This is a genomic window from Pelovirga terrestris (assembly GCF_014773365.1).
In the GTDB taxonomy this organism is placed as follows: Bacteria; Desulfobacterota; Desulfuromonadia; order Desulfuromonadales; family Geopsychrobacteraceae; genus Pelovirga; species Pelovirga terrestris.
This window is the reverse complement of the sequence record NZ_JACWUN010000007.1, coordinates 106,943-132,402: the sequence shown is the minus strand read 5'-3', so window position 1 is coordinate 132,402 and position 25,460 is coordinate 106,943. Positions and strand designations below refer to the sequence as shown.

Sequence of the window (25,460 nt, the reverse complement as noted above, 5' to 3'; positions counted from 1 at the left end):
CAATCAATTCGGCTGCCGGGAGCACCGTCATTCCACCTGCCGTCTTCTTTAGTCTGACGGCGTCAAACCGAAGGTTTCCCGGACCTGAATATGAGGACCAAAATATGGTAGAGTTTCCGACAACCCTTAGTTGAGGCTTAATGATGAGAGACTATTTCTTTCCCGACCTAAGCAAAAGAAATACCTCCGACAAAGAACGGCTGGAACTAGCTGACGCCGATATGGAACGGATAGGAAGGACCATCCGGCAATTCAAAACCATCAACTATCTGCTCAGCGGGAGCAGGAGATTGATGCGTGAACATTTTTTCCGGATCATGTCGCAGAATCCGGAATCTGAATATACCCTGCTGGATGTCGGTGCCGGCGGTTGCGATATGTCAATCTGGGCTGCCTGCGAAGCGCGGCGAAGGGGGTTGAAGCTTAAGATCACGGCGCTCGACAATGACAGAAAGTCACTCTCTCTTGCCTACCAGGCCATTCGCGATTATCCCGAAATCAGTATCGTCGAAGGTGATGCGCGCGCGTTGCACTGCCTGGAGGCCTTTGATTTTGTGTTTTCCAACCACCTCCTGCATCACCTGGGCTGGCACGAGATCAAAGCGTTCCTGGACAGTATCCTGCCCCGGACGCGGATTGCCTTTGTGATGAATGATCTCAAACGGTCGCGTTGGGCCTATTTGGGTTTTACGCTTTTCAGTGCACTGTTGACTCGGGGAAGTTATCATTTCTATGATGGGCGGCTGTCCATCAGGAGGGCGTTCCTGCCGGAAGAACTCCAGAGCTTTCTGCAACAGAATTTCCCTGACCGTTCGATCAAGGTCATTGCGACCTGTCCGGCTCGGCTGGTGCTGGCTTATTCAACCCGGGAACCCCCGCTGCGGTAGGGGCGACCCATGAGTCAGCCGAATATCCTTTCACCCCGGCAGCCACAGGGGTTGTCGTTGAACGCAGCAAAAATGCGGTATATGATTCCCAACCTATGAACATCCTGCTGATCAGTACCAACCGTAATAATCTGCCCGTGCCCGTGATGCCGATCGGTGCCTGCATCGTTGCTCAGGCTGCGGAGCAAGCGGGACATACCGTTTTTGTGCTGGACCTGATGTTCAGCAGCGATCCTGCGGCGGATATCCAGGCTGAATTGGCCCGCCTACAGCCCGATGTTGTGGCACTTTCGGTCCGCAATATCGACAATGTGGACATGCGCAACCCGCAGTTCTTCATCGACGGCCTGCCGAGTATCGTCCAGAGGGTTCGCAGCACAACCGGTGTCCCCATCATCCTCGGAGGGGCAGCGCTCGGGATCATGCCTGAGCAGATCCTGCGCCTGGTGCCGGATTGCATCGCGGTGATCGGCGACGGTGAGCTGGTCTTTCCTCAACTCCTTGACCGCCTCTCGCGCAAAGAAGATTTTGCCGATCTGCCCGGTATCGCCTGGATCGAACAGGGCACGTTTCGCTTGAACCGTTTCCTTACGGCGGGGTTTTCGACCCTCTGCCCGGCGCCGGACTATCGGCGTTGGCTGAATATCCCGTGCTATCGCGCGCAGATGGCCACCGTCCCGATCCAGACCAAGATCGGTTGTCAGTACAACTGCGTTTACTGCACCTACCCGAAAATCGAGGGGAGCAGCTGTCGTTTGAAGGACCCCGCCAGTATCGTTGCTGCCATCGTGGGTTTTGCAACCGCCGGGCTACGCGATATCGAGATTGTCGACAGTGTGTTCAATGCGCCGCTGGAGCATGCCATGGCGATCTGTTCTGCTTTGTCCCAGGTCAGGCATGGGGCCCGGCTTCAATGTCTGGAGATGAATCCTCGTGATTTTGACGATGGGTTGTTGACGGCGATGGAGCAGGCCGGCTTTGTCGGCATGGGCATTACCCTGGAGAGCGCTTCCGACCCGGTGCTGCAGGGGTTGCGCAAAGGGTTCAGCAGTCGCGATGTGCATCATGCTGCCGCCGTGGTGGCTCGGCACCGCATCCCCTGTGCCTGGGTCTTCCTCTTCGGGGGACCGGGGGAGACGCCGGAAACGGTCCGGGAAACGTTGCAGTTTGCCACAAGACATATCCGTCCCAAGGACGTGGCCTTCTTCAATGTCGGCCTGCGCATCTACCCTGGAACAGAACTGGAGACTATCGCCCGAACCCAGGGGCTGCTCTCACTCCCGGCGCAGGAGTTGTTAGCGCCACGCTTCTATCTCTCACCGGAGGTGGATGCCCAGTGGCTGGATCGGGAACTGAAAAAGGCCATGAGCAGGCAGATGAACTTCATCAACATGGCTGCTATGGGTCACCCCTTGCTACCGAAAATCCACCGCATCAGCCACGCCCTCGGCCTGCGCCCCCCGCTGTGGAAGCATACCGGCACCATCAGGCGCGTGTTGAGGATGATGGGTATGGATATCTGATGCCGGTTTAGTCCTTTAGCATGAACGTCAACACACCCTTATCGAGATTGCCAATAAAAGCACGTCCTTCACTCTTGATGGGCAATACGGACAATTTCGTTGGCGATATCCTTAGGGGAAAGGATGAAATCGATATATCCGCTGGCGATTGCGCTCTCAGGCATATCCGGTTCTCTGGCAGTGTCAGGTTTCTGCGCAAAGGTAATGCCGCCGACCTCTTTGATGCCGGGCAAGGCTGCGGCTCCATCGCCATCAAGGCCGGAGACAATGACGGCAATCAGTTTGCCATCCCAGTTCCGGGTCAAGGAGCGCATAAAAACGGTAATCACGTCGGGCCATCCCCTCGGCTTTGATATTGACGTGAGCCGAAATTCTCCATTAAGAACGTGTAAATCCCGTTTTTCCGGGATGACGAATACATGGTTGGGTTCGATGTCCAGCTTTTCTGTGATCAGCTCCACCGGCATCGTGGTGTAGCGCGGCAGAATCTGGTGAAGACGGGTGGCGACGCTTCTTAGGTGATTGACGATGACAATGGCAACGCCCATATCGGCCGGCAGATGCTTTAATAAACGGATGTACGCATCAAGGCCACCAGCTGAGCCGCCGACACAAACGATAGGGTAGTCTTTTGAAGTAGTTCTGGTTTTCATTTACCTCTACTCCGTCGGACAAGGGGGTCTTTTGCGCAAGCTGGGACTGCCTCGGGCGTGTTTTGGTGATCTGATTCCTGAAATTATTGCCTGAGAAGATCTTCACGCCGTTTGTTGATGTTCCCAGAGCAGCGAATGCAGCAGGTGCCCGCCGATATGAAAGGAAAGTTCCTGGAAGGTCGCCCTGGTGTCAACGTCGGCCTGGTCTTCCCGGGACTTATTCATCATCTGGAGGATGGTGTTCGCGCCATTGACGTAAGCCGCGTGGCGTTTGTCGTGGTGCAGCCGTAAGAGGTCTTCTGATATCACCGGTGCCGGCGCATCGTAGTCATATTTGAGCTTCGGTAGTTGGTACATTTTGGCTGTCTCCATCTGGTTCTTTTTGGTGTTGGTTTTTATGCTCCGCGCGGAATTCGCGTATGGCTGTACTTCATCCAAATCGAAATCATTATCGGGATCGAAATCGTGGCTGAAGAGAAAGCTACGATTTCGATCCCGATTTCGATAGCGATAGCGATAGCGATCCCGATTTCGATTTCGACTACTTCATGATCATTTTAGATTCGTCCGCTGACCACCAGGATAATCACAATTAACAGCACCAATCCAATGCCGCCACTGGGAATGGCTCCCCAACTTCTGCTGTAACCCCAGGTTGGCAAGGCACCGATCAGCAGTAAAACCAGTATGATCAATAAAATTGTTCCTATTCCCATGATGTCTCTCCCTAGATGGTTGGTGTGGATGCAGAGCTTTAATGAGCAACAAGCATGCCCATGCTGACCAACCTCATAGGCTTCGCAACAACCTGAAATTGATAAGAAAAAAAGAGATCAGAGGAGAGTTGTTGGTGAGCCCGGCGGACGCCACCGTCATAGTTAGTAGAGCTGTCAGATATGGCGGAAGTTGCAGACGCATCTATTGATGCTGGTCAAAGATCTCCGCAAACAGGGTCGCCGCCGGTTTCACCTTGAGCACCTCGTAGCAGGAGCGGCTGGCGTGCGATCACGCGCAAGTCGTTATCGAGGACGATCAGGGGTTCCCGTTCGGTGTCGATGAAGCTCTCGGCAAATTCTTTGGACCCCGTGGCGATTTTTTTCCGTTCATTTGACCCTCCAAAGTGAGCCGCACACGTTCAGTCTTAGCCCAAAACCACCTCAACCTGATGGTTGCGACGATCATCCACCAGCGGGATTGTCGTGCCCTCGATGACAACCCCGTCGAGAGTGATGCGTTGCAACAGCGACGTCGTGTCATCAGCATTACTGATCGTGAGATGGTACATGGTCTCACGATAGCGGTAGCGGACGCTGTACGCCGGCCAGTGAGCCGGGATGCAGGGGGTAATCCGCAACCGGTTCACCTCCAGCTGCAGACCGATCAGGGTTTCCAGGGTCAGTCGATACATCCAGCCCGAGGCTCCGGTGTACCAGGTCCAGCCGCCGCGCCCGGTGTGGGGGGGGACAGCGTAAATGTCGGCGCACATGACGTAGGGCTCGACCTGGTAACGTTTCATCGCCTGGAGGTCGCTGCCATGGTTGACGGGATTGAGCATGGCGTATAATTCCCAGGCGCGTTGACGGTCGCCCAGCAGGGCAAATGCCATCGTCGCCCAGATGGCAGCATGGGTATATTGACCGCCGTTTTCGCGTACCCCGGGGACATAACCTTTGATGTAGCCCGGTTCCAAGGCGGATTGATCGAAGGGGGGGGTGAGCAGTTGAATGAGCTGCGCATCGCGCCGCACCAGCCTCTGGTCCAGGGCCGCCATCGCCTGGCGGGCGCGGCCGGGATCGCCGCCGCCGGAGAGGACCGCCCAACTCTGGCTGATCGAATCGATCTGACATTCGTCGTTGTGGGAGGATCCTAACGGGGTGCCGTCGTCAAACCAGGCGCGTCGGTACCAGGCCCCATCCCAGGCATGGGTTTCGATGCTGCTGCGCAGCTGCGCTGCCTGCTCGCTGCAGAGGTCGGCAAAATCCGGGTCATTGTGGGCCCGCGCCAGAGTGGTAAACAGGTTCAGGTTCTCGTACAGGAACCACGCCAGCCACACGCTCTCGCCCTTGCCCTGATGGCCGACCAGATTCATCCCGTCATTCCAGTCGCCACAACCCATCAGTGGTAATTGATGCTCGCCAAAGCGTAAGCCGTGGTTGATGGCGCGCGCACAATGTTCATAGAGGGTGGCCACCTCGCTTGACCGTTGCGGCTGGTCGTAGTAGGCCTCTTCTTCGGGACCCAGCAGCCGACCTTCAAGGAACGGGACGACCTCGTCGAGGATGCCGGTATCGCCGGTCGTCTGTACGTAGCGACAGGTGGCATAAGGGAGCCACAGATAGTCATCGGAGAAATGGGTGCGCACCCCTTGGCCGTTTGGTGGGTGCCACCAATGTTGCACGTCTCCCTGGGGGAACTGGCGTGAGGCGCACAGCAACAATTGTTCGCGGGCCAGCCGGGGAGTGGTATGAAGCAGGGCCATGGTGTCCTGTAGTTGATCGCGAAAGCCGTAGGCGCCGCCGGACTGGTAATAGCCGCTGCGCGCCCAGAGTCGGCAGGAGATGGTCTGGTACACCAGCCAGCCGTTGGTGATCACATCCAGCGCCGGGTCAGGTGTCTCGACCTGGACCGCGCCCAGAGTGTGATTCCAGTGCTCCCATACTGCCTCCAGCGCCAACCGGGCGCCGCCCGTGCCGCTGAATTGCCGGATCAGTTGGCGAGCCTGGTCGACATTGGCTGCGGCGCCAAAGATGAACACGATTTCGCGCTCTTGCCCTTCGGCCAGCGTCATCCGGGTTTGCACCGCGGCGCACGGATCGAGCCCTGCACCGGTTCGGTTCGACAAGCGCCGGCGTTCCATCGCTGCCGGACTGGACAGTGAGCCGTTGCGGCCGATGAACTCGCTGCGGTTGCCACTCACCCTGCGCTCCGGCTCGCTGACCTGGGCAAAAACGACCCGATTGGCACATTCGCGGCCATAGGCGTTGCGGGCCAACAGCGCCCCGCTGTGGGGATCAATTTCGGTGACGATGTGCATCAGGTTGGCGTGACGCCATTCACCGAGCACCAGTTCCCAATAGCCGGTCAACGACAAGCTGCGCGGGCGTCGCGACTGGTTGCGTAACTTGATGACCAGGAACTTGACCGGTGCATCCATGGCGACGTAGGTGAACAGTTCCGAGGCGATACCGGCCTCGAGATGTTCGAACACACTGTAGCCAAAACCGTGGCGGCAGACATAGCCGTTGCGCCCGGGAGTGGGGAGCTGCGTCGGTGACCAGAAGGCCCCGGTCGCGTCGTCGCGAATATAGAGGGCCTCGCCGCTGGTGTCGCTTAAGGGATCGTTGTGCCAGTTAGTCAGGCGGAACTCGTGGGCATTGTCGACCCAGGTGTAGGCGCTGCCGCACTCGCTGACCACGGTGCCGATATGCGGGCTGGCGATGACGTTGGCCCACGGTGCCGGGGTGTTCTGCCCCGGCTCAAGGGTAACGACATACTCGTGCCCATCGGGGGTGAACCCGCCCAGACCGTTGCTGAAAATGCGCTCACGGGGCAACAGGGGTTGAATCTGCTCCGCCACTGGTTGCTGCACCGGTTCCAGACGATCTGACTGCCGATCCGGCGAAAGGCGTCGTTCTACCTGCTCGATCAGGGTGGGGACGCTGTCGCGGTAGACCACCCGAGCGACCGTCTGCAGCAACACCCGCTCGTCCTCCGAGAGTTCCTCGGCGCTGCGCACGAAGATCCCGCCCGGTTGATTCAGCATCTGAGCCTCAGCACCGGTATTGATCATCCTCATGATCTGGTCTTGCAGTTCCGCCCGGTAGGTGGAAAAATCTTCATTGACAATCACCAGATCGGCCGCCAGTCCTTTCATCCGCCAATAGGCGTGGGCTTGCAGCACCTGTTTGACCAGGTCGATCCGGCTTAGGTCGCCGATGATGAGCAGGATGATCGGCAGGTCGCCGGAGATGGCAAAACGCCACAGTCCTGACTGGCCCAAGCGATTGCGGGCAATAACCTCCGCCGGGGCGCGGCGCAAGGCATTGCTGAAGACGATCGAGGTCGCCAGTCGGCCATAGCGCTGAGCCTCGGCTTCGCTGACCCCCAGCCGGCGTAGCACTTCCTGGCTCTGAAACCAGGCCATCTCAAAGGCGCGCTCAACAAAGTGACGATCACAATACTCATCCAGCAACGCCAGGGCGGTCTCACGCGTGTCTGCGACCCCGGAGATGATCTGCACGGTGACTGATTCGTCAGGGGCCAGGGTCAGGGTGCGACGGATTGCGACGATCGGGTCGAGGACCGGACCCGCCGTATTTGACAGCCGTGAACGGCGCTCTTGGCCGGCAACGGCCAGCGGGTTAGCCGTGGTTCGTCCGCGCCCGACAAACTTAGAGCGATCGGTTTCAAAAGAGGGCTCGTCGCTAACGGCTCCCGGTGCCGACAGCAGGTGGAACATCCAGGGGGTCTGCTCTCCCGGTGTACGGGCGCGGCGGGTGCAAAGGATCGCCTGACGTTCAGGCAGGATTTCGGTTTGCACAAACAGATTGCTGAAGGTGCGATGGGCCAGGTCGGAGTTCAGTGGAGCCAACACAATCTCAGCATAACTGGTCAGCTCGATATGGCGAAGCCGCGACGACTGGTTGGTGAGGGTGACGCGGCGAATCTCGACATCATCCTCAGGAGAGACAGCGATTTCGGTGTGGGTGTCAATCCCCAGGTCGCGGCGCCGGTATTCAGCCCGCCCCTGGACAAAGATCGCCTCATAATGGTCGGCCCTGCGCCGCGTTGGTTGATAGGCACTGGACCAGTAGCGCCCCGTATCGCAGTCGCGCAGGTAAATAAAGGATCCCCAGCCATCGCAGGTGGCATCTTCGCGCCAGCGGGTAACGGCCAGATTGCGCCAGCGACTGTAGCCACCGCCGACATGGGTCGCCATGACATGGTAGTTCCCATTGGACAACAGATGGATCTCCGGGGTCGGCGTGTCCAGATTGGTAAAGACGCGCATGATATCACCGGTTTCTGTGACCGGATGGGCGGTGGCGCTCACTTCAGCGGCGTGGGGGTGCAGCGTCGTCACCTGTTTGGGAATTCGTTCCTGGAGCAGCAGTTCGGTTGCTTTTAAGCTGGGGTCAGACATGAAGCGGCGCTGCATCGGTTGCCCCTGCAGGACATGGGCAAAGGCCAACAGGCTCATCCCCAGATGATGAGACATGAAGGTGCGCACAATGACGTGGTTTTTCCCGCGCGGCACCCGCGATGGGGTGTAATCGATCGCCTCAAAGAACCCATAGCCGCCCTGAAAGCCATGACTGGCCAGGGTCTGCAGGTTGTGGCAGGCGTCCTGCGGCAACACCGTCAACGCCAGGGCGCTGGCGTAGGGAGCGATGACCAGATCCTCGCCCAGTCCGCGCTTGAAACCGAGCCCCGGTACGCCAAAAGCGCGATACTGATAGATCTGGTGCATGTCGGTGAGGTTATAGCACGACTCGGAAATGCCCCAGGGAACAGAGCGTTGTCGACCGTATTCGATCTGGCGCGCTACCGCGGCTTTGCAGGTCTGCTCCAGCAAGGTGCTGGGGTAACTCGGCATGATCAACTGGGGCATCAGGTACTCGAACATCGAACCGCTCCAGGAAATCAGACTGACATTGCTGCCCTGACTGGTCAGCATCCGGCCAAGGGAGAACCAATGCTTCTGGGGAACCTGCCCGGCGGCGATGAGCAGAAAACTGGCCAGGCGTGCTTCGGAGGCCAGGAGATCGTAACAGGCCGGATCACGGCGGTGTTCGCCGACATCGTAGCCGATGCTGAGCAGGCCCCGCGGGCTGTTGTAGAGAAAGTCGAATTCCATCGCCGCCAGGTCGCCGCAACGTTGGACCAGATCGTCGATGACTTTGAGCCGTTTGGCGGCGGCCGGCGACGTGCCCCCGCTCCCGGCAGGTCCGCCGTTTGCCAGTTCCGAGAGCCTCGGGATGGTATTGAAGCGCTGTGCCTCAGGCACCAAAGAGCCCACTTCGGTACGCAGGTCACGGGCTTGTCGTTCGAAGTTCTGCGCCCAGGAGGTGAGTTCGCCCGTGCTCTCTTTCTTGATCGTTAACCAGGCCCGCAGTTCTGCTCCCAGACGCTCAATGTCATCCAGTAAACCGAGCGCCGCAGCCGGCGTTGGGGGCGTATTCAGGATAGCGGTGGCGAGCCTGTTGCGGAGCGTACGGATCTTAATCTCCAGTTCAGGGGCCGGCACTGCAGGCAGATGCTCGGCCAGTATCTCCAGGGTGTCCTGCAGGCCGACAAAGACCTGGTTGGAGAACACCGGCTGATCCTTCAACTCGGCCAGTCCTGCCTGCAGGGTGAGCAGGCTGCCGACCAGATTGCCGCTGTCCACCGAAGAGATATATTGCGGCCATAACGGCTTCAGGGTCCGGGTGTCATACCAGTTGTAAAAATGGCCGCGGTAGCGTTCCAGCCTGGCCATGGTTGCCAAGGTGTTTTCGGTCAAACGCAGACATTCGCCAACGCTGATGAAACCAAAATCGCAGGCGCTCAGGTTGGCCAGCAGGCCCATACCGATGTTGGTCGGTGAGGTTCGCCGGGCGATGACGGCGACCGGATATTCCTGGACGTTGTCCGGCGGCAGCCAGTTGTCCTCGGGACCGACGAAGTCAGCGAAATAACGCCAGGTGCGTCGCGCGCAGGCGCGCAAAAAGGTCTGTTGTGCGGCGCTCAGGTCAGGGCTCGGCGTTGTCAGCGGTCGGCTGATCCACCAGCCGACCAGGGGTGAGAGCAGCCACAGCATTAGCAGCGGTGCAGCAAACGGCCATTGGACCGGCACATCAAGCCAGACCAGTGTCGTCACCAGCAGCAGTGCCAGTAATGGCCCGACCCACATTTCGACGAAAAAATCGACCGGCGTACGGCGCTTGTTCCGCCGACCATAGGACGGCAGTTGCCAGAGCAACAAACCGCGCCGGGTGAACAGCATGCGGCCCGCCGAACGCCGGATCGCATCCAGATTGATTAAGGTATCGTAGGGGAGCAGGATGAGGGTCAGCAAAGCCAGTAACAGCGGACGACTCACAGACCTGCCGGTCAGATTCAGATGCAGCAGCCAGGCCCGGTCAGGTGGCTTGCGGATCAGTTCAATAGCAATGGCCAGCAGGGTCGGCAGGCATACCACCGTTACAACCAGCAGGGTCCAGAACCATGTCGACCCCGGACCCAGCAGCCAGCCGGCGATCAGCAGCGCCAGCAGTGACGGGGCCACCAGGCTGCGGCGCAGGTTGTCGAACAGCTTCCACACGGACAATGCGCTCAGGGGGTTGGGCTGGCGTGGTCCCTGGCCACCATCGGCCCTTTTTGGTCCAGGGACCTGCGGTAATAACCAGCCGGCCAACTGCCAATCACCGCGAATCCAGCGGTGGCGACGGCTGGCCTCGCCGGCATAACTGGCGGGATGCTCCTCAATCAGGTCAACGTCGGTTACCAGTGCCGAGCGGGCATAGCCCCCCTCCAGCAGGTCGTGACTAAGGACGAGATTCTCCGGAAAGCGCCCATCAACGGCCTGTCGAAAAGCGTCAACATCATAAATGCCTTTACCGATGAATGACCCTTCGCCGAAAATATCCTGGTAGACATCCGACACCTCACGGGTATAGGGGTCCAGCCCTGCATCGCCCACGAACAACTTGGTGAAGCGCGATTGGCCGGCACTGGTCAGGCTGATCGAAGCGCGCGGCTGGAGAATCGCAAAGCCTTCGACAATCCGTTTCTTACCGGCATCGTAAACCGGTCGATTGAGGGGATGGGCCAGGTTGCCGATCAGGGCATGGGCCGCATCGCGCGGCAGTTGGGTGTCGGTGTCGAGGGTAATAACGTACCGGATCGAGCCGAATAGGGCTGGATCGCCGATGATCACCGAGAAAGCGTCCTGTGCTTCACCCCGCAGGCGGGCATTGAACTGCTCGAGCTTGCCGCGCTTGCGCTCATAGCCCATCCATATCCGTTCAATCGGGTTCCACTGCCGTGGTCGGTGGAACAGGTAGAAGAGACTCGAACGATCCCCCTGATAGGTTGCGTTGAGCGCTTCGACTGCGCGGCGCGCGTAAACAAGCAATGCGTCATCTTGCGGCAGTGTTTGTTCGGACGCATCGTGAAAATCGGTCAGCAGGGCAAAATAGAGATTGGCATCGCGATTGCCGAGATAACGGATTTCCAGGGCTTCGAGCAAATTGTCGATGTCCTGCGCTGTGCCTATCAGGGTGGGAACGATGACCATGGTGCGATGGTTGTCCGGGATCCCTTTGGAAAAATCAAGTCGTGGTAGGGTGCGCGGTGGCAGCACGAGGGTCACCAGCAGATTGACCAGCGCGGCCGCCAGGGCCGAGGACCCGACGATCAGGGGCAATGCCGACAGCCAGCTTCGCCAGTCCCCCAGGGCGAACCCCCCCGTGGCGAACACCCCTGTGGTCGCCAGCAGGGTGAGCATCAGGATGGAACTCAGATAGAGAAGAAGGCAGCGCTGCTTGCCTGCCCGGCCGACCCGGCATTTCCACGACAACCGACAGCCGGCGGCCCGTTCAAGGAGCGGTCGGCCCTGATCAATGAGGTAGTAACCGACATGGGCGGTGCGGTCGCTGACATTTGACTGCCGGGCCGCTGCCTGGGCCAGACCGATAGCGGCCCGGGCCATCTCCAGCTCACTGCAGTTAGTGCTGCGCGCCAGGTCTTCGATGACGTGCCGATAGCGATCGCGGGTAGCAAAATCCTGGGCGGCATATAGGCCTGCCGGATCGTCAATCATTGTCTGTTCGACGACACTGAGCGACTCGACAAACTCACGCCAATCCATGGCGTCGATGAAACGCAGGCTGCCGATGCTGTTGGCGATCGAAATCTGGTTGGCGGCCGCGGTGCGGCTGGCGGCAGCTGACAGCTGGGCTGCCGTCACCCCCTGATCAAGCAGCTTCTGCTCGACCCAGGTTTGGACAAAGGCCATCATCGACCCCTGAGCCTGGAGGCGGGCGTAAAATTCCTCAACGAATGGTGCGGTGAGCGGCACATCGGCATCGGCAAATTCAGCCAGCAACCGGATCAGCTGTTTCGGATCGCGCTCTGCTGCCGTGAGCATGCGATCGGCCCAGGTAATGGCCGCATCAAGATCCTCGCGCCGATGGGCAATCCGAAGACCGACACGACTGAGATTTTCCAGTAATGCCAGCTGCAACATAATCGGAAAGGCCCACAATTCACCGATTGTTAATGGCATCGCTTGCTGATAAGCGCTAAGAAACTGGGTGGTGTTGTCTTGATCGATACGGCCATCCATGTGCGATATCAGCTGCAATGCGATGTCGTAGATGCGCGGAAAACCGGCGCAGGGGTCCTCCAGCAAGCAGGGTAGCTGCCGGCTGTAGCCACGGGGCAGATGCCGCCGTGCCATGCCGATTTGCTGTTCGATCAAATAAAAATTGTCAAGCAGCCACGCTTCTGCCGGTGACATCCGCTGGTCTGGAGTAGCGGCGGTTACAACCTGATACGCCGCCAGCAACACCTGGGCATTGTCGGTCAGGCGTGGCAGCAGACGATCGGCTCCCGGAGACGGATCAATGCGATGCCGGCCCGCCATTGTCAGAGCATGACGTTTGAGTTGCTCCATGCTGAACAGTTCTGTTCGCAGCAACTCCGTTTCCCGGTCCGGTCGCAGGACCTGGTGGGTGCGAGCCGCACATCTTGATGTTTTCGTCGCTATCACATTCTCCCTGGTTTTCTTTCTGCGTGCCATCAGGCATCAGGCCGGAAGGTTGAGTTAGTTTTCGAACAAGGCTTTTTTTGCCAGCGTATCCAGGTCAGTGTCGGTCGCCGAAGGCAGATAACGCTTTCGGTAAAGTTCCTGATGGCAGATATTCACGATGGCAACCAGTGGTGCTGCAACCAGGACACCCAGGACACCGAAGGCGGCAACGCACAAAAGCATGGAAAAGATCACTGCCAACGGATGAATTTTCATGCCTCGAGCCATAATGAATGGAGTGATCACGTTACCTTCCACCGCCTGAACCGCAATATAGGCCAGCACGACCCACAGCGGGGTCATGCCTCCCTGACCGAGGGCGAGAAGGACTGCCGGAACAGCGCTGAGGATCGGCCCCAGAAATGGGATCGCTGCCAGAAGAAAGGCGATCAGGCCAAGAACCAGTGCGTCCATCAAACCAAAAATCGGCCACATGAGCAGAAAAACCAGCAGGCCAACCGTCAGCATCCCCAACAGCGTTGCTCCGGCCCAGCGCGGCATAAAGGTGCCGACCCGTTGCACGATGATCAGGGTTTGTTCATGCGTGTGCTCAGGCATCAGGGTGAACATCGCCCGAAAAATCGGCCGTGGATTCATCAGGGTAAAGGTTGTACCAAAGAAGACCGTCACCAGAACGACCAGGATCTGGGCCCCGTTGAACGCCACCCTGGCGAAGCGGCCGGCTACTCCAAGGAATATATCGCTCAAACTGGAACGAATTGATCCTGTCTCTTTTTTTTCCTCTTTCGCTTCTTTCTCTTCAGGTTCTGCGACTTGCTCAATCTGTTGCACGGTTTTGAAGTTGCCCTGATTTGACGCTGTCTGGGAAATTTCCGTGGTGACTTCGGCCTGGAGTCTTTTCTCGGAGAGCTCTGCCTTCTGTTCCATTTTTATCAGGGGCTTTTGCAGGCGTTCCCAGTAGGAGGGCAACTGCTCCGAGAGCCTGGTCATCGAGTCCTTCATCGGTCCGAAGAAAGCCCAGCCAGTCAAGGCGACAACCATTACCAGCAGGCCCACCATCAGCCCCGTTGCACTTCTACGTCCACCCGGTAACCGACGCATCCGTGACATGATCGGATTGGCCGCCATAGCGATGAGCATTACCAGCAGAAATGACAGCAGAATGGGAGATAGCAAACGAAATGACTGGATAAAAACAAACAACGACGCGCCCAGAAACACTAAAAAAGTGAATGAAGGTGGTGTTGCCTCTGCCCTGGGGTTGTTGGTCATGGTGTATTTCGTTTACTGTTGGTTCGTCGTCCCACTTAGCCAGTGATCATTTTGTTGAGTTTTTAATAATTCCCGGTTGTCACTCTTGCCGAGAATATGTGACATGGCCTTGATCCAGTCCTCCCGCCGCCGCTGCCGATGAGACTCATGCCTGCAGTTGAGGGGGTCCAGAACGGTGTATGGCGACGTATGTTTCATGGTTTCACGGGCCAGATTGACGTAGACTTTTGCCTCCAGCCAATTAACCCGCTCGATCCACAGAGACGACAACATCACCTTCTTCGCCAGCCACCATTTGCGCGTGTCAATGATGAAATATCGGATCGCCCAGGTGTCGAGATCGATGAGAAAATCGTCGATATGACCAATGTCTCCATCCGTTCCCTGGACATGGCTACTGATCAGGTTGTGAGAACTGCAGCGGTGGGGATCACGAGGATCCTGGAGTTGTCGTGCCTCCGTCTCGCCGTGGACCAGGGCGGGAATGTCATCGATCTGCTGTTTGGTCAGATTGATGTCGATGGTTTGCATGTTCAAATTCACCCCGGTGATCGCGCTGGGGGGGATGAGGATCTGCCGATCCCTGAACCAGTGGCCCATGTCGGCAACCAGGTAGCGAACCGTCCAGTGCTGATCGTCGCAGTGAAACCCCTTGACCTGACCAATCTCTCCGTCGCAGCTTTCCAGGGTGTAGCCGATAAGATGTTCAGCATTCTTCAGCATATGGGCTCCTTATGTGGTGTCTCCGTCCGGGTTTTCGAAAAGACACGGTTAAATGATCAAGAGGCTCAAATCTCGGTGTTTTTCGGTTGGCGCTTCACTAGTAAAAGGACAAGGATCCCGGTCACAAAGAGCAAAAAGGTGACCGGATCGGGCAGCGGTACCCCAGCGAAGCCATAACCGTTGGCGAAAGTGACGGTTAAATTGTCGACAGGCAGCGCGGCAAAGGTTACAGCAGGCACCAGTAGTGACATCAGGCATGCGGCCAACAGTAGTTGGATAGGATAGAGGGTCATCATCAAGCTCTCCTTGTGGTGGTGTAGCCTGTCATCGTTCCTGTTTTGCTGTTTGTCTCAACGGAAATATGCCAGGGCCACGTCGGAGAGGGCATTAACTACCGGTTCGGCAATCCTGTTGGTGCGCGAACGATGATGAGAACCGGCGCCTAACAACAGACCCAGCCCGACGCCGATGCCTAAGGCGATCAATAGCGATTTGCCCGGATTTTTGTCACTATAGCTTCTGGTCTTCTCGTAGATTTCGCTGACCTTTCCGGTCGTTTTGTCATAAGCGTCGCCGATTACCTGTTCGGCTTGTCCGTAGGCATCAGCGCCCTGTTCCCAGCGGTTTTCAGCTGTGCTGCCGGCTTGGTTGTTTTTGCTTTGCATAGTGTCTCCTTTTGCTTGAGCAATGATGAGTGGTGCCAATTCCCTTTGAGACGCTACCCGTCCCGATCTGTCGCTGCGGCGGTGCCCGCGGGCTGTGGGCCTGACGGCTGTTCCCTGTCACTGTCGGCAGCTGCGACGTCCGCTGGAACATTGTTGAGCCAATGAGTAGCTGCTTGTGCGGCGATACCCAGCAGCGTGACTTTGAGCAGACCCGGTCCGGCAAGGCCGTACAGGGCACCGCGTACTGATGAATTGAGGGACTTCCGGAAGCGTTCCATGGGCGTGGCGCGAGGCAGCACTATTCCGGCGGCAAAAAATCCCAGACCGGTAGCCATTCCCACCGCCCAGAAAGGAGTTTTCTTCACCTGGCCACGCCAATCCAGCTTCTCTTCGATGCGTTCACCCAGCTGCTCGACGGTGCGGGAAAAATTTTCTTCTTTCGCGGCAAGATCCTGCTTTATTTCTTCGCTGCTACGCCCGGTTGTTACTGACTCACTGGTGTTTTCAAGCGCGTATTCCATGATGGCATATCCTCTCCGGACTTTTTGTTGTCTATATCTTCAGTAGTCGATAGCCGACGAAGCTGATTAAAACACCCCCCAGGGCAAGGACCGTTGCGACCGTCAGTGCCGCCAACTGCAGCGATATGAAGGACGTGAGCGCCACAATGAGTGCAGCGCAAAGACACAGGAAGGCGGCGAAGCTGATGATGGTTCCCAGTGCCAGCAACAGCAAGGCCCGGCGAACGGCTCCTGCTTTTTCTCTGCTATTCTGGATGACCAGCGCAATTTCGTCGCGCAATACCGCCACGGCGTTGTTGACCAACTGACCAAGCAGCTCCCCGAAGGATGCCCGTGGCAGGATCGGTTCCCGGTCTTCTTTGTTCTTATCCATTTTAAAAACCGCGTATTAGATTTTGCGTAACAGTATCCCGAGAACCAGTCCCGCGGCCCCTGCGATCACCATACTGCGCCCCGGATTGTGGCTGATATGTTTGCGCAGGTTGGCTTCTTCATGCTCATAGCTGAATTGTCGAACATAGTCGGCAGAATGATGCAGCCACCGGGCTGCATGTTGTTCAACCTCAGCAAGACCAGATCCTCCGTCATGCGTTGATGCGGTTTGTTCCAGCGCAGTTGCTGCCTGACACAAACTATCGGCGACAGATTGTTTTAGTCCCTCGCAGCCGCAGGGCTTGTCCGGACAGGAATCTTTTGGCGCCGTGTCTTCAGTATCTTTGGTAGCAGAATAATCACTACTCATGATCCACCTCATAAAAACTTAAGACAGCGTTGCAGGCGCTTGCCGGCAACGCTGTCGGTTCAATATTCAAGGAATTACTTTGACGTTATTTTGCCGCTCACCGTCATCTGGTTGTCGACGGATTTGACGCCCTTAACGTCACTTGCCAGTTTGCCGGCCAGAGATTTTTCGGCGTCATTGCCGGCAATGCCACTCAAGGTCACCACACCATCGGTGGTCTTGACGGTGGTTTTAATCGCACTGGTCGAGCGGTGGCTGAACAGGGTCGCATTGACCAGGGCGGAAATGGAGGCGTCGTCTATGGTGTCGCCCATCGATCTGGCGTCTGTCTTTTTGGCGTCTGCCGATCTGTCACTTAGTGCGGCGTCTCGTGTTGCTTGCGATTCTTTGGTAAGTGGGGTTACGGTCATTTTGTTGTTGACGGATTTGACACCTTCAATATCCATGGCGTATTCACCGGTTAATTCTTTTTGCGCCTGATTGTCTGCTTCCCCACGCAGGGTGACGATGCCATTCTTGACGTCAACAGTAGTGGTTGCGCTGACGTTGCGATGAAACAGCAGTGTGCTTTTTACCTTTGTTTTGAGCCAGAGATCCGGGCTCGATTCCCCCTTATACTCCAATTTATTGTCTACGCCCTTGACATCGGGGAGGTTTGTCACCGTATTCCCCGCAAGGTTTTTGCTGGATTCGTCAGCGACTGTTCCGGTAAGAGTGACAACCCCCTCTTTGGCCTGAATCCTGACATCATCGTCCTTGAGGTAGGTTTTGAAGGTATAGGAATTTTTTACTGCCTCCTCTATGGTGCTATCTGTTGTTGCTGCGAAGGCCGGGCTAATGAACACCATAAAACCCATTACAGCAGTGATAAGAAATAACGTCTTTGTCGTTGATACTTTCATTTTTCATGTCCTTTTCGCTTGTAGCGGTTATTGTTACTTTCCCAGAGCTTTTTTGATGTCACCGACATCGCCCTGAACTTTGCCGGCGATTTGCTCGTCGGTTCCTTCTCTTTTTAGCTTGGGACTGCCAGTGAGTTTACCGGTTTGCTCTTTTACTTTGCCTTTGATTTCGTGCAGCTTTCCTTCGGCCTTATCTCTGTTGCCGGATTTCATCGTCGTTTCCTTTTCACCATGGTTGGTTGTTTACGCAGACAGCCTGCTATGAGGTAGTAGCGCAACAACCATGCCGTCGGAAACCCTCGAGCAGGAAACGGGCAATATCTTGATTTAACTATGAAAAATAAAATTCAGCTAGGAAGGGGAGGGGTCGTTCCGTCAGCAGCATCCATCGAATTTGACATAACCGCCAAATATGATGGCACGGGTTGCCACTCATTGAAGAGATTTATGCTTGGGCTGCTAAGGGGACGCAAGGTTAGTCCGACAGGCTTTTAGGCGAACATTTAAAAGGCCCGACACCAATGAAGATGCCAGGCCTTTTAATTTGATAATAGTACCTATTCACCACTGTCCTTGCGCCGGGTCGGGATTTCTGTGGTCCGGGTGGTGGTCGCCATGAACGGCGACAACAAGCGGTCAGGGATGACGAAAAGCGTCCCTTGCCATGGGAACCCCGATCCGGTGCTGAACAGATAATGATAGTATTCTTTTGTGTTACTTGCCCGCGCTGCGGCGACGGGCCAGGGCCAAGCCGGCCATACCCGACCCGAGGAGGAGCAGAGTGCCGGGCTCAGGAACAGCAACGGGAGCAGCAGAGGCGGCAGAAAAAGTAATTCCTGTTAAACCGGAAACTGTTTGTAATGACAGAATCCAGGCGCCTTTTGTATCGTCAAAACCATCTGCCGACAACATCCCCAATCCTTTTAATCCTAAGAAGTCAGTAGTATGTGTAACAATTTCAAGGGTTTCCAGGTTGAAGCTGAATTTTCCTACAGACCACAAGGGGGTTATGGGACCAGCAAAAGAATCAAAGATAAAATCCTCGTATGTTGCCGTTGCGCTATTATTGCCGGCAAAATCACCAATGGAAAACTTTACTGTTACATCATCAAATTTTAATCCTTCTGCGGATGCAAAAGTTTGGGCAGGGTTATAGGCCCCATCCGTTAGTTGTGATGAGCCTTCAAATTGAATTTCTCCAACAATGGGGGCTGCACTGACTATTGTGGCAAATAAAAACATACCGAAAGTAGCCATCATCAAAAATGCCGACATCTTGGGAACCAGTTTTTTCATTTTTTCCTCCATCCAGCTATGTGAGAGTCATCAATCAACACATTTGATTGATTTGTGACCTTCTTAAAGGCAATACGCATGCCAGTCGTAGAATCCCCTTTCGTGGTCTGCAACGTGCTGATAACGTAATTAATTTAAGAGAGGGTGACCAGCCAAACAGATTTAATCCACACCTTGGATCTGTCGTATCTGACGGGTCCGCCGTATGTGATAGAATCCGGATTGAATCATTGACCGCTGATCGGGGCCGCTTTTTTTGTGTGTCCATTGGCATCAACGGAAAAATCCTGTTGCACTATGGGATACCGTGCTAACAATCGTTTGCACAATGCGACTGGCGGGTGAATCTTGCTGAGAATTTGCCCCCAGCAGCAGTCCCACTCCAAGCCCAATGCCCAGAGTGATGAATATCAGTGTAGGCTGATTGTTGAGGACGTAGCTGCGTACTTTAGCGTAGCAGTCTTGTCCCTTTTTCGTGGTTTTTCCTGGCATCGGAAGCCTGTGGTGAAATCTGCGAGGCGGTGGAAATGCGCCTCGCAGATTTTTCAAGTTGTTGGATTAAAACCGATAGCCAAGGCCGAGGCGGTAATTGAAAACACCCTCATCAAATGTGTCATTGGCCTCATCGGCATCTTCGAAGATGAAGTCATAACCAACGGCGACAATCAGGAAAGTGGACTCGCTCAAAAAGGCCTTCAGGCCACCTTCAGGACCGGCGATGAAAGAGTCTTTGACGCCGTCACCGTAAATGTAACCAATGGTTGCACCTAGGAAAGGGCGCAGGTTGCCCATATTGAAGTTGTAATCAACGCCCGTTCTGGTAGCAGCGTTGTATGCGTTATCCCCGGGTTGATCGACAATGTTCAGGGATTGACGGATGAACCCTTGCCAGTTTTGATTGAAAAAATAGCCATACCCGATATCAAGACTTAAATTTGTTTTATCAAATTCGTTGTCACTCACCCCGGATCCGCTCAGGGTCAATTCTTGAGATCCCATCTTATATGGGGAGAAATCCCGGCTCTGTTGGGCTAAGGTGGTAAAGGGCAGAAGAAGTAAACCAAAAACCATGAAAATGAAAAGTAAACGTGACATTTAATACCTCCTGTTATTAGGGTTATCGTCCGAAAAATCCTGTTTATTCGGATTTTTCTGTTGATCCTTCTAGTATTCTCGCTTCAAGCTAAGTAGTTACCCGGGATGAGCAACTATTACCTCCTTTCTTAATCTAGTTCCTATGGTCAAAGTTACTGCACATCGCCGGCGCTCCGCTGGAGGAACGAAAGGCTTGCCGTGAAGGTTTTGATGGGAAAACGGGCAATGTTCATTGTGGCAAGATGATCAACGTCCTGAACTCAGACAACAGATATAACGTTGCAAAAAAAAACATCCGCAGATGAATGTGCCAGGGTTGAAAAAGATCGTTTTCCGACGAAAACTGACTAGCAGTACAGGTATGGTGTATTAGGTATATGGCAACAAACGCGCCAAGCAGATAATGGCCGGCTGCTATTGTTCAACATGCTGATATGATTGAATTCCGAAAAAATCTCGTTGAAATGCCAGGTGAGAATCCGCATCGATTGTTCGTCACATGTGACAAAACCGTCAAAGGTGACAGCCGCCAGGCCCCGCCAGCCGATCTTCCTTCTTCCGGGTCCTGTGATTGACCAGGGACTGCCGCGCGAATATGACGTGAGATTTGTCAGAACAATCAAGATGCATTATTAATGCAGGTCACCAGCATTGTGCGGATCCATCGAAGCGCAGGGGATGGAAAGAATGATGGCGTCGCAAAAACTCACCAACTGCTGCGTGGCTGCCATTTTGCTTATCCAGCTCAATTGCTGCTTTTTGCGAAAGCATCAAAGAATAGCAACTCACAATACCTGTCCAGCTTGAAATCTTAATCGGTACCGCAATAAGTGGATAGTCGATCTGGTTGCTATGGGCGGCGCAGTCCGAACTTACGCATGCGGGCGCGTAGGGTGCTGGGGTTGATACCAAGCTGAAGAGCGGCCCCATTTTCCCCTTCGATACGCCATCTGGTTTTTTTCAGCACATGCAAAATGTGGTCGTATTCGAGATCGGCGAGGGCCTTGGTTGCCTGCTCGCTCCTCATCTCCTGGGGGGTGTCGAAGCGATCCAGGATCTGGAGGACGGTCCCCTGACTGGTGATGATCGCCCGTTCGATGACATTTTCCAGCTCGCGCACGTTGCCCGGCCAATGGTAGGCCTGCAGGATATTCAAGGTGTCCTTGGTTACCGTATCGATATTCTTACCGATCTTTTTGTTGTATTTGCCGACAAAATACTCCACCAACAGTGGGATGTCGTTGCTGCGTTGATGTAAAGGAGGAATGTTGATGGGAAAAACGTTGAGTCGGTAGAATAAATCCTCGCGGAACCGACCGGCGGAAATTTCTGTTTTGAGGTTGCGGTTGCTGGCGGCAATGACGCGCACGTTGACCTTGGTGGTGCGCGGGCTGCCGAGTCGTTCAAATTCGCCGTCCTGAATAACCCGTAACAGCTTGACCTGGAGTTCCAGCGGCATTTCGCCGATTTCGTCAAGAAAGATAGTGCCGCCGTCGGCCAGCTCGAAACGTCCCATCTGCTGAACATGGGCGCCGGTGAACGCCCCTTTTTCCCGTCCGAACAGTTCACTTTCGATCAGGTTGCCCGGCAACGCCGCACAGTTGACGGTGATCATTGGGCGCAGTTTGCGCGCACTGCGTTGGTGAATAGCGTGAGCGATCAGCCCCTTGCCCGTTCCGGTCTCGCCCAGCAGAAGCACGGTTGCATTCTGCGGAGCTACCTGTTCGACCTGGGAAAAAACCTCGGACATGGCGCGGCTTTGCCCGATAATCTCGCCAAAGGCGTACTTGCGGGACACTTCCTGCTGTAAATGGATGTTTTCCAGCTGCAAGCGCTCGGATAACTGCTGGATCCGCGATAAGGCTTCGGTGAGCTCCTTTTGAGCCAGTTGATGCTCTTCAATTTCATGCAGCAGCCGGGCGTTGATCTCGGTCAGTTCGGCCGTGCGCTTGAGTACCGTCTCCTCCAGTACGACCCGTGATTTCTGTAGTTTGAGGCGCAATGTTCGATTGTCCGTGTTGTCGATAAGCGACAGCAGGATCAGATCGCCCAGGCTTTCGCTGGTTTTTACTGCGGAGCTCTGCAGTATACCGTGGAAGAGGGTGCCGTCAGTTTGCTTGAGGTTAAGTTCACAGCATTGAATCCCCCGGCCCTGCAGGGTCATTTTAAGAAAGCGAGGGAAAAAGATCCTGCCGTCAGAGTCTTCAATGAAGCGGCAGAAGGGTTGTTCGGCGAGCCGACTGCGCTCTGTGCCCAGTAGTTGTGCACCGGTCAGATTGGTTTGCTGAATACGCCCGTGCTGATCGAGGATGAAGTAACCAAGAGGAGCAAAGTCGAAAAGCTCAGCGTATTTTGTATGCGTGATTTCGAGTTCTTCACGGGTGCTGAGCAATTCAGCATTCTGCATTTCCAGCTCAATCTGATGCACTTCGAGCTCATGGAGCAGTCGCTGCGCCTTGGCCAGGTTCATGGGGGACGGCTTTGCTGAGCCTTTTGTCCGCAGTTGCTCCTCTGCCTGCTGCCGCAGCCGTTCAATTTCCGCTGAGGTTTTTTGTTTTATGTCTTTTGTCAAAATCAGTCTCCTGCTTGGAGTTGCTGGTTGAGCTCGACGATTTGCTTGTGCATTCTGTGTTCAAGGGTCTTGGCTTCGGTGATATTGGCAAAGGTGATGACCACCCCGCCGATGACATCGTTGATAGTGCGATAAGGCATGATGCGCACCGAAAACCAGCGCCCGTCGGTGGTCGTTATTTCCTTTTCGGAAAAAATCAGGGTGCGCAGGACATTACTGATATCGTTGGCCATCTCGGGGTAGAGCAGATCGCTGGTGATATCGGAGAGGGGGCGGCCCACGTCGATCGGAATCAGTTTGAAGATCTTTTGCGCGCCTTCGGTAAAACGGCGCACATTAAGGGCATTATCGAGAAACACGGTGATGATCTCTGTGCTGTTGAGCAGGTTGCGCAGATCATCTTCGGTCCGGGTCAGCTCGTCCATTTTGGACAGCTGTTCAGCGTTGACCGTTTGCAGCTCTTCGTTGAGGGACTGCATTTCTTCCTTGGATGTGGTCAGCTCCTCGTTGGTCGACTGCAGCTCCTCGTTGGCCGATTGCAACTCCTCATTGGTTGACTTGAGTTCTTCCTGCGAAGACTGCATTTCCTCGCGGGTGGTATGCAGCTCTTCGCGTAATTTCTCAACATTCTGTTCAAGTTCGGTGATGCGGATTTTGGCCGCCGCAGAGCCTCCGACACGACCGCCTGGTTTTTGCAGTGGGGTTTCTGCTCTATCGTAAAAAATAATCAGCACCATGCCGCGCAACGCTTCCGGTTCCTCGATGACCTTGAGGGTAACGTCAAGAGCCTGGACACCACTGTCGGTCGCGACAGTCAGTCCTTTGAGGGTGAGTGATTCCTGTTGCCGGAGCACCTTGTGAAAGGCGACTCCCAGATCAACATTGAGGCCCTGGCGCGCCATGGCGAAGATGTTCCAGTTGGCCTTGCCCGCTGCCGGTTCCAGGTACTTACCGGTTCGCCCGTTGATATAGAGAATATCACCCTCGGCGTTGACCAGCACCGCCGGCGGAGAAAAATGCTGCAGCAGGAGTGTGTCTGCCAGGGATTGGAGGTTGGCTGTTGTTTTCACGTAACTTGGCTCCTTGGTGCCCTCCGCTCTGGGGGCGAAGGAAGCAGGAAAGTCGATCGGAACCGTCGGCAAAACCGACTCACGTCGGCGAAAAAGCCGCAGCTTGGAATTGATGGAGGCAAACAGTTCAGCAGCGGCACTGTGGGTTTCGGCGTTGCCCAGAAAAAGGATGCCATCGGGCTTAAGGCTGTAGTGAAAAAGGGGCAAAAGTTTTTTCTGCAACTCCGGCAGCAGATAGATGAGCAGATTACGGCACACCAGAATATCGAGCTTGGTAAACGGGGGATCCATGATGACGTTCTGGGTGGCAAAGGTCACCATCTCGCGAATCTCCTTGCCGACGCGGTAACCGCTCTTTTCCTTGATAAAAAACCGGCGCAAACGCTCAGCGGAAACATCGGCAATGATATTCTCCTGATACCATCCCTGGCGGGCTTTGTCGATGGCGTCCTGGTCAAGATCAGTGGCGAAAATCTGCACCTTGATGTCGGCCTTGGGTTTGACAGCATCCATGGCTTCCCGGCAAACCATGGCCAGGGAGTAGGCTTCCTCGCCGCTGGAACATCCTACTGACCAGGCGCGCAACCCCCCGTTCAGGCGTTTTTCAAGGAGTTGAGGAATCACTTCGCTGCGCAATAGCTCCCAGGCGTCCGCATCGCGGAAGAAATTGGTCACGCCGATCAGCAACTCCTTGAAGAGCAGTTCCACCTCCTGGGGATTGTGCTGCAAATAGCGGACGTAATCGGCGATTTTACTCAACTGATGCAGACTCATGCGCCGTTCGATACGGCGGCGCACGGTATTTTTTTTGTACAATGAGAAGTCCTGGCCGGTTTTGCCCCGTAATAAAATGATGATTTTCTCCAGGGCGCTGCGATCCTTTTCTTCCAGCACTGGCTCCGAGCTGACAAAAGAGCGAGCGTGGCGCAGATAATCAATAATCTTTCCGGGCAACGCCTCAGGGATAGCGACAATGTCGCCCAGACCGGCGGCAATGGCACTGCGGGGCATGCTGTCAAACTTGGCGGAAGACGGCTCCTGCACCAGCGTTATCCCGGCTTTTTCCTTGATGGCCTGTAACCCCAGGGTGCCGTCTGAACCCATGCCGGAGAGAATGACACCAATACTTTGTTCCTGCCGATCCTCGGCCAGGGAACGAAAAAAATAATCAATGGGTAAGCGCAGACCTCGGGGCGTTGTCGGCGCAAAAAGGTGCAGTGCCCCATGGAGAATGGACATGTCTTTGTTAGGAGGGATCACATAGACACAGTTTGGCTTGACCGGCATGCGATCTTTGACCTGGAAGGTTTTCATGCCGGTGGTGCGTTGCAGTAACTCGGTCAGCATGGCTTTGTGGGTCGGGTCGAGGTGCTGAATGACGACAAAGGCCAGGCCGCTGTCTGCCGGCACATGGCGCAGAAACTGCTCCAGTGCCTCCAGCCCGCCGGCAGAAGCGCCGATGCCGACAATGGGAAAGTTTAGCTGTTCAGGCCGCGCTGGTGCCGTGGGGCCGCAGTCAGCTTGATCGCTGGCGTTGTTTGTCGGGGTTGGGTGCTGTTCCATAGAAGGAGTCCAATATCTCAGAGGGGCGTTCTGGAACTTGCGATGTGCTGCGCGAGAACGTAACAGTCCAAGTATATCAGATCGGTGTCACGTTTTAATTAATATTTTGTGGGCATCAACTGGCAGGGGCATCTCTGGCTTGCGGCCGTGATCATTTTTGACATGTCCCCCTGCAGTGTTGACAAGCTGCCCAGCCAGGTGGTGTCGGCCCATCTGCCTGAC

General features: G+C 55.5%; 19 protein-coding genes. 2 read left to right on the top strand and 17 right to left on the bottom strand.

Annotation, left to right across the window (positions count from 1 at the left end; genetic code table 11):
• Positions 1–140 precede the first annotated feature (140 nt).
• A complete protein-coding gene (locus ICT70_RS07895) occupies positions 141–887 on the top strand; it encodes a methyltransferase domain-containing protein (protein WP_191155274.1) in 747 nt (248 codons plus the stop codon).
• A 95-nt stretch (positions 888–982) separates the two neighbouring features.
• The gene (locus ICT70_RS07890) at positions 983–2,410 is read left to right on the top strand and encodes a B12-binding domain-containing radical SAM protein (RefSeq protein WP_191155272.1); all 1,428 of its coding nucleotides are present in this window, start codon (positions 983–985) and stop codon (positions 2,408–2,410) included.
• A 68-nt stretch (positions 2,411–2,478) separates the two neighbouring features.
• Here the strand turns inward: ICT70_RS07890 and ICT70_RS07885 are convergent, their stop codons facing one another.
• The 17 genes from ICT70_RS07885 to ICT70_RS07805 form a co-directional block, all read right to left on the bottom strand.
• A complete protein-coding gene (locus tag ICT70_RS07885; protein WP_191155270.1) occupies positions 2,479–3,063 on the bottom strand; it encodes a chemotaxis protein CheB in 585 nt (194 codons plus the stop codon).
• Positions 3,064–3,165: 102 nt separating this feature from the next.
• On the bottom strand, positions 3,166–3,420 hold the full coding sequence (locus ICT70_RS07880) for a hypothetical protein (RefSeq protein ID WP_224746904.1): 255 nt from the start codon (positions 3,418–3,420) through the stop codon (positions 3,166–3,168).
• A gap of 200 nt (positions 3,421–3,620) precedes the next feature.
• Positions 3,621–3,779 carry a DUF3309 family protein gene (locus ICT70_RS07875; RefSeq protein ID WP_191155266.1) on the bottom strand — a complete coding sequence of 53 codons (159 nt, stop codon included), beginning with the start codon at positions 3,777–3,779 and terminating at the stop codon, positions 3,621–3,623.
• Positions 3,780–4,204: 425 nt separating this feature from the next.
• Entirely contained in the window at positions 4,205–12,745 is an 8,541-nt protein-coding gene (locus tag ICT70_RS07870) for a glycoside hydrolase family 94 protein (RefSeq protein ID WP_191155355.1), read from the bottom strand.
• Between the two features lie 126 nt (positions 12,746–12,871).
• The gene (locus tag ICT70_RS07865) at positions 12,872–14,089 is read right to left on the bottom strand and encodes an AI-2E family transporter (RefSeq protein ID WP_191155265.1); all 1,218 of its coding nucleotides are present in this window, start codon (positions 14,087–14,089) and stop codon (positions 12,872–12,874) included.
• 12 nt (positions 14,090–14,101) lie between these two features.
• Positions 14,102–14,812 carry a PRC-barrel domain-containing protein gene (locus ICT70_RS07860; protein WP_191155263.1) on the bottom strand — a complete coding sequence of 237 codons (711 nt, stop codon included), beginning with the start codon at positions 14,810–14,812 and terminating at the stop codon, positions 14,102–14,104.
• A gap of 65 nt (positions 14,813–14,877) precedes the next feature.
• Positions 14,878–15,108: a hypothetical protein gene (locus tag ICT70_RS07855; RefSeq protein ID WP_191155261.1), complete on the bottom strand. Its 231-nt coding sequence runs from the start codon at positions 15,106–15,108 to the stop codon at positions 14,878–14,880.
• Between the two features lie 54 nt (positions 15,109–15,162).
• Entirely contained in the window at positions 15,163–15,477 is a 315-nt protein-coding gene (locus ICT70_RS07850; RefSeq protein ID WP_191155259.1) for a hypothetical protein, read from the bottom strand.
• 53 nt (positions 15,478–15,530) lie between these two features.
• Positions 15,531–15,998: a hypothetical protein gene (locus ICT70_RS07845; protein WP_191155257.1), complete on the bottom strand. Its 468-nt coding sequence runs from the start codon at positions 15,996–15,998 to the stop codon at positions 15,531–15,533.
• Between the two features lie 31 nt (positions 15,999–16,029).
• Positions 16,030–16,371: a phage holin family protein gene (locus ICT70_RS07840; RefSeq protein ID WP_191155255.1), complete on the bottom strand. Its 342-nt coding sequence runs from the start codon at positions 16,369–16,371 to the stop codon at positions 16,030–16,032.
• Positions 16,372–16,386: 15 nt separating this feature from the next.
• Entirely contained in the window at positions 16,387–16,740 is a 354-nt protein-coding gene (locus tag ICT70_RS07835) for a hypothetical protein (protein ID WP_191155253.1), read from the bottom strand.
• Between the two features lie 74 nt (positions 16,741–16,814).
• The gene (locus ICT70_RS07830; RefSeq protein ID WP_191155251.1) at positions 16,815–17,642 is read right to left on the bottom strand and encodes a BON domain-containing protein; all 828 of its coding nucleotides are present in this window, start codon (positions 17,640–17,642) and stop codon (positions 16,815–16,817) included.
• Between the two features lie 33 nt (positions 17,643–17,675).
• Positions 17,676–17,855, bottom strand: a complete 180-nt coding sequence (locus ICT70_RS07825) for a CsbD family protein (RefSeq protein WP_191155249.1) — start codon at positions 17,853–17,855, stop codon at positions 17,676–17,678.
• 501 nt (positions 17,856–18,356) lie between these two features.
• Complete coding sequence (locus ICT70_RS07820) at positions 18,357–18,938, bottom strand: PEP-CTERM sorting domain-containing protein (RefSeq protein WP_224746903.1); 582 nt, start codon at positions 18,936–18,938, stop codon at positions 18,357–18,359.
• 558 nt (positions 18,939–19,496) lie between these two features.
• Positions 19,497–20,033, bottom strand: coding sequence for a hypothetical protein (locus ICT70_RS07815; protein ID WP_191155245.1), 537 nt, complete (start codon positions 20,031–20,033; stop codon positions 19,497–19,499).
• 850 nt (positions 20,034–20,883) lie between these two features.
• Positions 20,884–22,605, bottom strand: a complete 1,722-nt coding sequence (locus ICT70_RS07810; RefSeq protein WP_224746902.1) for a sigma 54-interacting transcriptional regulator — start codon at positions 22,603–22,605, stop codon at positions 20,884–20,886.
• Positions 22,606–22,607: 2 nt separating this feature from the next.
• The gene (locus ICT70_RS07805) at positions 22,608–25,238 is read right to left on the bottom strand and encodes a chemotaxis protein CheB (RefSeq protein WP_191155243.1); all 2,631 of its coding nucleotides are present in this window, start codon (positions 25,236–25,238) and stop codon (positions 22,608–22,610) included.
• Positions 25,239–25,460 lie beyond the last annotated feature (222 nt).